This is a genomic window from Pirellulales bacterium, from assembly GCA_035939775.1.
Lineage (GTDB): Bacteria > Planctomycetota > Planctomycetia > Pirellulales > DATAWG01 > DASZFO01.
On sequence record DASZFO010000289.1, the window covers coordinates 1 to 6,360 of the forward strand.

The 6,360-nt window shown below is 60.3% G+C and carries 5 protein-coding genes; 1 reads left to right on the forward strand and 4 read right to left on the reverse strand.

The window, feature by feature from the left end:
* The 4 genes from VGY55_17850 to VGY55_17865 form a co-directional block, all read right to left on the reverse strand.
* Nucleotides 1-590: hypothetical protein (locus VGY55_17850; GenBank protein HEV2971843.1), on the reverse strand; the 590-nt coding region annotated here is incomplete at its 3' end.
* Nucleotides 591-871: 281 nt separating this feature from the next.
* The gene (locus VGY55_17855; GenBank protein HEV2971844.1) at nucleotides 872-1,849 is read right to left on the reverse strand and encodes a DUF1559 domain-containing protein; all 978 of its coding nucleotides are present in this window, start codon (nucleotides 1,847-1,849) and stop codon (nucleotides 872-874) included.
* A gap of 224 nt (nucleotides 1,850-2,073) precedes the next feature.
* The gene (locus VGY55_17860; GenBank protein ID HEV2971845.1) at nucleotides 2,074-3,522 is read right to left on the reverse strand and encodes a sigma-70 family RNA polymerase sigma factor; all 1,449 of its coding nucleotides are present in this window, start codon (nucleotides 3,520-3,522) and stop codon (nucleotides 2,074-2,076) included.
* A gap of 777 nt (nucleotides 3,523-4,299) precedes the next feature.
* Complete coding sequence (locus VGY55_17865; protein HEV2971846.1) at nucleotides 4,300-5,043, reverse strand: hypothetical protein; 744 nt, start codon at nucleotides 5,041-5,043, stop codon at nucleotides 4,300-4,302.
* A gap of 171 nt (nucleotides 5,044-5,214) precedes the next feature.
* Between VGY55_17865 and VGY55_17870 the strand changes: the two genes are divergently transcribed.
* On the forward strand, nucleotides 5,215-6,360 hold a 1,146-nt coding region (locus VGY55_17870), incomplete at its 3' end, for a carboxyl transferase domain-containing protein (GenBank protein HEV2971847.1).

The following is a 6,360-nucleotide window of genomic DNA, read 5'->3' on the forward strand; positions in this document are numbered from 1 at the left end:
CCACCCCGATCGGGCAAGATCGACGTCGCTCCTGTCGTGTCAAAGTTTCCCAGCGGATAACCGGGACGACTCGTGTCGCCCGAGAACCAATAGAGCTTGCCTTGATAGACCGCGTTCACGGCGCTATCCTGGCCGACCACCCGCGCGTTCAGCAGCGGCTTGGCGATCGGCGCGGCCTGCCCGACGAGCAGGCTGTCGGCATAGATATCGGCCCCCGTGATGCGATAGAGCCGCTGGGCGATATTAATCCGATCGATTTCAAGTTGAGCGCTGCCCCCTGCGACCGCCTTAAGCGTCTTGCCGCGATTTCCAAAGCCGTCTTTGGGAAACTCGTAACCAGGGCTCGAGACGTGGAAGAAGACCTCTTCTCCCATTAGCGCCGGATCGCTGAAGGCCACGACGCCATTGCTATCGGTGTAATACCGAACATTGTCAACCGTCCGCAGCTCGACGAGCGGCACGCCGCGCCTCGTCTCGCGATCGACGATCGTGATCTTGAAATACTTGTCGCCGCGCGCCGGCTCGGCAGCCGACCCGACGAGCGGGAGAAGAATCAAGCCAACGATTGCCGTCAGAATGCGCGCGAACACCGTCTAATCCGGTTTCGATCGAACAGATCCAGTTGAATGCGCTCTTGGTTCGCCGTTCGTCGCGGGCGCCGTGAGTTGACGGGCTTCTATGCTTGTCGGCGGCTTGTTCGGCTTCGGTGTAAGATGTTCGGGAATCTCAACCGATGGCCGGTCCCGCCCACAGCCCATGATCGCTATCAATGAGCAGGCCGAGAGTGCCAACACCCTCTTCCGAATGATTTCCACAGCGGCGTTCCAGAGAAGGCGTTCAACAATGGACGGGCACGGTGGTTCACGAACGGCTATTTCAACAAGGCGGGGTCGACATAATCGCCATCATTGATTCCGCCAAGAGAGTTCAAAACATCTCCTGAGATATCCTTCGCCATGAAATGGACCGAACCGTCCGCAAGACAGAATGTCACGATGTTTGGATGCTGGCTGCTGAATTGACCCCAGCTTCCAATGTATTGATCCATGCGTCCATCGCCGAGCCCCCAGCCCTCGGGCATGGCACCGCATCCCATCCATGAATACCCTAGCGTATAATCGCCGCCGTCCCGCGCACCAAATGCCTCGCCAAACAGGAGTGTCTTGCTTGTCCCATCCTGGATGAGAGAAATCGCGACGCGTGACCTATCCGTGAATATTCCCTTGCAGCGATCGAAAAACGGCACCTGCGTAAAGCCGAATGCCCCCGCGGATCCCAGGTAGTCCGTGAGCCCAAGCGGGGAGTCGCCTGGAGGGGGAGGGTCGAAGTATTCGCCCGTCAGCGTAGCTTGAACGAAGCCCGAACCCGCGGGCGCCGCGTAGGCATGAAGCAGCGCAAATGTACCGGTCAATGGCAGCGCGTCCGGCGCCGAAGGGCATAACAAATCGGAATACCGAGTTTGTGCCGCCGCCCATGCACTATCATTCGTCCACCAAGGAGGATTTGACTGATTGATCTGCAGCACGCTCGGATCGATCGTCTGATACACGACTTTCTTCTCGAAATACGGCAAGAGATACGGAATGACCCCCACCCATTGATCTTGGGTGAGCGAAGGAACCGTCGGTGGATAGATTCCGAGGTATCCCGGTGGGAATCTCTGTCGTGCCGTATGAAAGTTGAGGGCCGCCAAACCAAGCTGTTTGAGCCGGTTCGAGCAGTCGATCCGGCGGGCGGCCTCGCGCGATGCTTGGATGGCCGGCAGCAGCAATGCCATCAGAATCCCGATGATCGAAATCACCACCAACAGCTCGACGAGCGTGAAACCGCGTCGCGCCGATCGGGCCATTGCCGCACCCTCCGATTGAGAACGCCTCGACTGGCGATTATACCCTTCTCGCGGGGAGACGCAATCAAAATGAATCCTTCGCCATTCGTGATTAGCGGTAGGGTGCGTCGAGTCCGCGCTGACGCACCGGAACCTTGCTGGCACGCGCTTCGTTTATTCCGCTTCACGGTGCGTCTGCGCAGGGCCTTGACGCGCCCTACGGCTTGCGATTCGTCATTCGTCATTCACTCGGCGGGCACCTCCGCGAGATTCGGCATCGGCAGGTCGAGGAAGCTGGCGAGGATGCGGCTACGCGAGGGCTGCTGGAGCTTGCGCACGGCCTTGGCCTCGATCTGGCGGACCCGTTCGCGCGTGACCGAGAAGATTTGCCCGACCTCCTCGAGCGTGTAGGCATAGCCGTCGACCAATCCGTAACGGAGGCGGAGTATCTCGCGCTCGCGATAGTTCAATTCCGAGAGCACGTCGGCGATCCGGCTCTTGAGCGATTGCTGATTGACGTCGTACAGCGGATCGTCCTCGCGATGGTCTTGGATGAATTCGCCGAAGAAACTGTCGTCGTGGTCCCCCACCGGCTGGTCGAGCGAAAGCGGCTGCCGGGCCATCTTCATCAGGCAACGGGCATCGTCGATCGACAGGCCGGCCGCGTCGGCCGCCTCCTCGACGCTCGGCTCGCGGCCGGTGAGCTGCACCATATCGCGCGTCACCGTGCGGACTCGGCTCATCGTGTCGATCATGTGGACGGGCAGGCGGATCGTCCGGCTCTGATCGGCAATCGCCCGAGTGATTGCCTGGCGAATCCACCAGGTGGCGTAGGTCGAGAACTTGTATCCGCGGGCATGCTCGAATTTATCCACCGCCCGCATCAGCCCGGTGTTTCCCTCTTGGATCAAGTCGAGGAAGCTGAGCCCGCGATTGCGGTATTTCTTGGCGATCGAGACCACCAGCCGCAGATTGCCGGCGGAGAGCACGCGTTTGGCCTGATCGTATTTCTTCTGCCAATACGCGGTGCGCTTCATGCGGCGATCGAGCGTGCCGGGGCTTTCGAGTGTGATCCGCATGAGCTGCCGCAGCTCGCGGCGCAGCTCGTCGAGCGGGCCGAGCGAGCCGCCGTGCCCAATCTTCAATTGGTGGCGGATGTCGAGCGAGCGCTGGCGGATTTCGGTCATCTTGTCCAACAGCGGTTGGAGCCGGTTCGTGCGCAGGTTCAACTCCTCGATCAGGCGGACGGCCTTGTTGCGGCGGCGGACCAATCGCCGCCATGCCGCGCGACGCAGTTCGATCGGCTGCCGCTTGCTGATCGCCACGTAAAAGTCCTTGCGGTTCTGCCGGAGCAATTGCACGAGAGTCCTGAGATTCGGATCGAGTCGCTTGAGCAGGTTTTTCTTTTCGGCGGTATTCGTGACTGAGACTTCTATTGTCCGGTCGAGACGGAGCTTGCCGTCGCGCACTTTCTTCAACAACCCCATGGCCCCTTGCAGCAGGTAGTCGCTGGCCAACATGCTGTGGCGAAAATGGGTCCGCGTGCGCTCAATCTCCTTGGCGGCGGAGATTTCCTCGGGCCGCGAAAGGAGCGGGATTTCCCCCATCTGCATGAGATACATGCGGACCGGGTCGTCGATATGCCCCTCGACGGCCGAGTCGAGGTCGACTTCGTCGCCGAAACGCTCTGGGATTTCTTCGGCGACCAGCTCGTCGGCCTCGATATCGGAGTGCAGCTCGTCTGCGGCATCGAATTCTTCGGCCGCCACGATCCGTGGCCCGATCGGCGAGGGCTCCTCGCGAGCACCAAGGCGATCGGCCTTGGGAAAGCCGGCCGGGGCACCGCGGCCAGCGCTGGAACGGGTGCGACGCGAAGACTGCACGCGCAAGGCACTTTTCCGAACGGGAGTCTTCTTGGACTTTGACAAGAGATGTTCCTCTAGGGTGCTGGTGTCGCAGGCGGGCTAGCGATCGAGTGACATTTTCGCATTGCGCCTTTCGCGCTTTCGGTCTGTGCGGGTGGCGGACCGTTTCTCGTCGCGGTATGCCGCAGCACTCGACCTTTAGAGCAACTGTCGTGTCAATGAGCGGAAGAGCATTGCGGCAAACCGAAGGAAAGCAGATTCAATGCCGCCCAGGTCGGCGCCGTTAGTCAACATGCCACAAGGCATTCTCCACAAGAGGTTTAAGTGCTCGATTCATCGCCGTCTCCTTTGCCCCTGCGGATTGCCGCGTTGCGTTGGGTCATCACCCGTGCGGGGCGGCGTGGCAAGATTGCATCGTTTTGGGAGTGAAAGCCGTTCAATCGCGCTCGCCGCCGCGACCGCATGATCGGAATAGCCGCTAAAGTTGCTACGCCTAGTCTGACGGCAAGTTCACGCGCATGAAAAAAGGCGAAACCCTTTGCCGAGTCTCGCCTCCTGCCCCAGATCATCCGCGCTTGGCGGAATTGTCCCGGCCATCTGCCAGAATCAACGCGTATTCATGCCGATGACCACTCCTGGAGCGAACCTCGGTTCATAAGCCAGCGATTCGATGAACCGCATGGAATGAATCCATTCCATTTGGGTCATCGTGTCGTGCTCTTTGTCCAAGGCACTCCGCATGTCGCGTGCGAACTTTTGAACATGGTCGTACATCGCGCTTCCCACGCCGGAGGCTTCCTCCGAACGATGGGCGAAGATGTCGTCCAATTCGGCGCGATACTTGTCGAACTCCGGGCGTTGCAGCACGACAGGCCAGCGAATTTGGCCCCACGTCGGATCCAGCTCGCTCGATGTCAGTCGTCGCGGGAGCCGCGATTGATCAATTTGGGCAGCTTGCTCCGGCGTCGAACGCGGATGATCGGCAAGCCAATTCTCATTATTGATACGCCGCATCTCATAATAAGACTTTTCGGCGTACACCTGATTGTCGATTGCCTGCCGTTTGGCTTCCTCCAACTGGCGGGCGGCGAGAGCCGTATTGTAATTATACTGGCCCAATCCCTGAACATACGCGCCCTTTCCACTGAGGTAACTTCCGGCGATCGTTCCATAACCGGGAGTTCCTGCCAACGGACTGTAAACGCCGATAGGCCCAGCCATGACTGGAGTTACGCTGACAGCCGTCGTGGTAGCGTGCGCAGAGCCGGGCGTGGTTTGTGCGAATGCCGAACCGCCGATGCCAATCACCGCGAATGATGCCGCCACAGAGAACACGATGCGAGTCTTCATATCAAACCCTCCTGTTAGGCTGTCTGCCACGTTACGTTATTATGGTTTAGACTGATTCCGGATTGACGATGACGAGTCTGGTTGCACGCCGCGTGCCAAACGTGCGTGTTTCAAAATCGGACAATGATTCGCGGGAAACCAACCTTCTACGTCTGTCACTCGCCACGATCGATGCTTACCGAACTGATCGCTCAATTCCGTGAAGCTGAGGCCGAGATCACGCTCGGCGGCGGTCACTCGGCGATCGAGCGTCAGCACGCCAAAGGCCGGCTCACCGCCCGCGAGCGGGTTGAGCGACTGGCGGACCCTGGGACGCCGTTTTTCGAGGTCGGCCTCTGGTCCGGCTGGGGAATGTATCAGGAGTTCGGCGGCGCCCCGGCGGCCGGCGTAATCACCGGGATGGGCACGATCTCCGGACGGCGGCAGATGATCATCGCTAACGATGCCACGGTCAAGGCGGGCGCCTTCTTCCCCGCCACGGCGAAGAAGGTGCTCCGCGCCCAGCGGATCGCAATGCAGAACCGGCTGCCGCTCGTGTATTTAGTGGATTCGGCCGGTGTGTTTCTGCCGCTCCAGGAAGATGTCTTTCCCGATGAAGACGATTTCGGCCGCATCTTCCGCAACAATGCCGTGATCTCCGCGGCGGGACTGGGCCAGATCGCCGCGATCATGGGAAACTGCGTGGCGGGGGGCGGCTATTTGCCGGTCCTCTGCGACACGCTGCTGATGACAGAAGGCTCGGGGCTTTATCTCGCCGGGCCGGCGCTCGTGAAAAGCGCGATTGGGCAGGAAGTGTCGCACGAGGAACTCGGCGGCGCCGAAATGCACGCGCAGGTGAGCGGCACGATCGACTATCGCGATCCAAACGACGAGGCCTGCCTCGAACGTCTGCGCCGCCTGTCGGCCGCCGTTCGCCCGGACGAGCCGAATTCTCCGGCGCCGTTTGCTCGGCTCGCCCCCGTCGAGCCAAAACGACCCGGAAACGATCTCTACAATTTGGTGAGCGACAATCCGCGCGACGAATACGAAATCCGCGACGTGCTGGATTGCCTCGTCGATGCCAATACTTTTGACGAATACAAGGCCGAGTTTGGCCAGACGCTCGTCTGCGGCACGGCTCGGCTCGGCGGATTTCCAATCGGCATTGTGGCCAATCAGCATCATCGCGTCCGGCCGGCCGACGGGCCGCTGCAATTTGGCGGTGTGCTGTATGTCGATAGCGCCGACAAAGCGGCCCGGTTCGTCATGGACTGCAATCAGAATTGGCTGCCGCTCGTGTTCCTGCAAGACGTCAACGGCTTCATGGTCGGCCGCGAT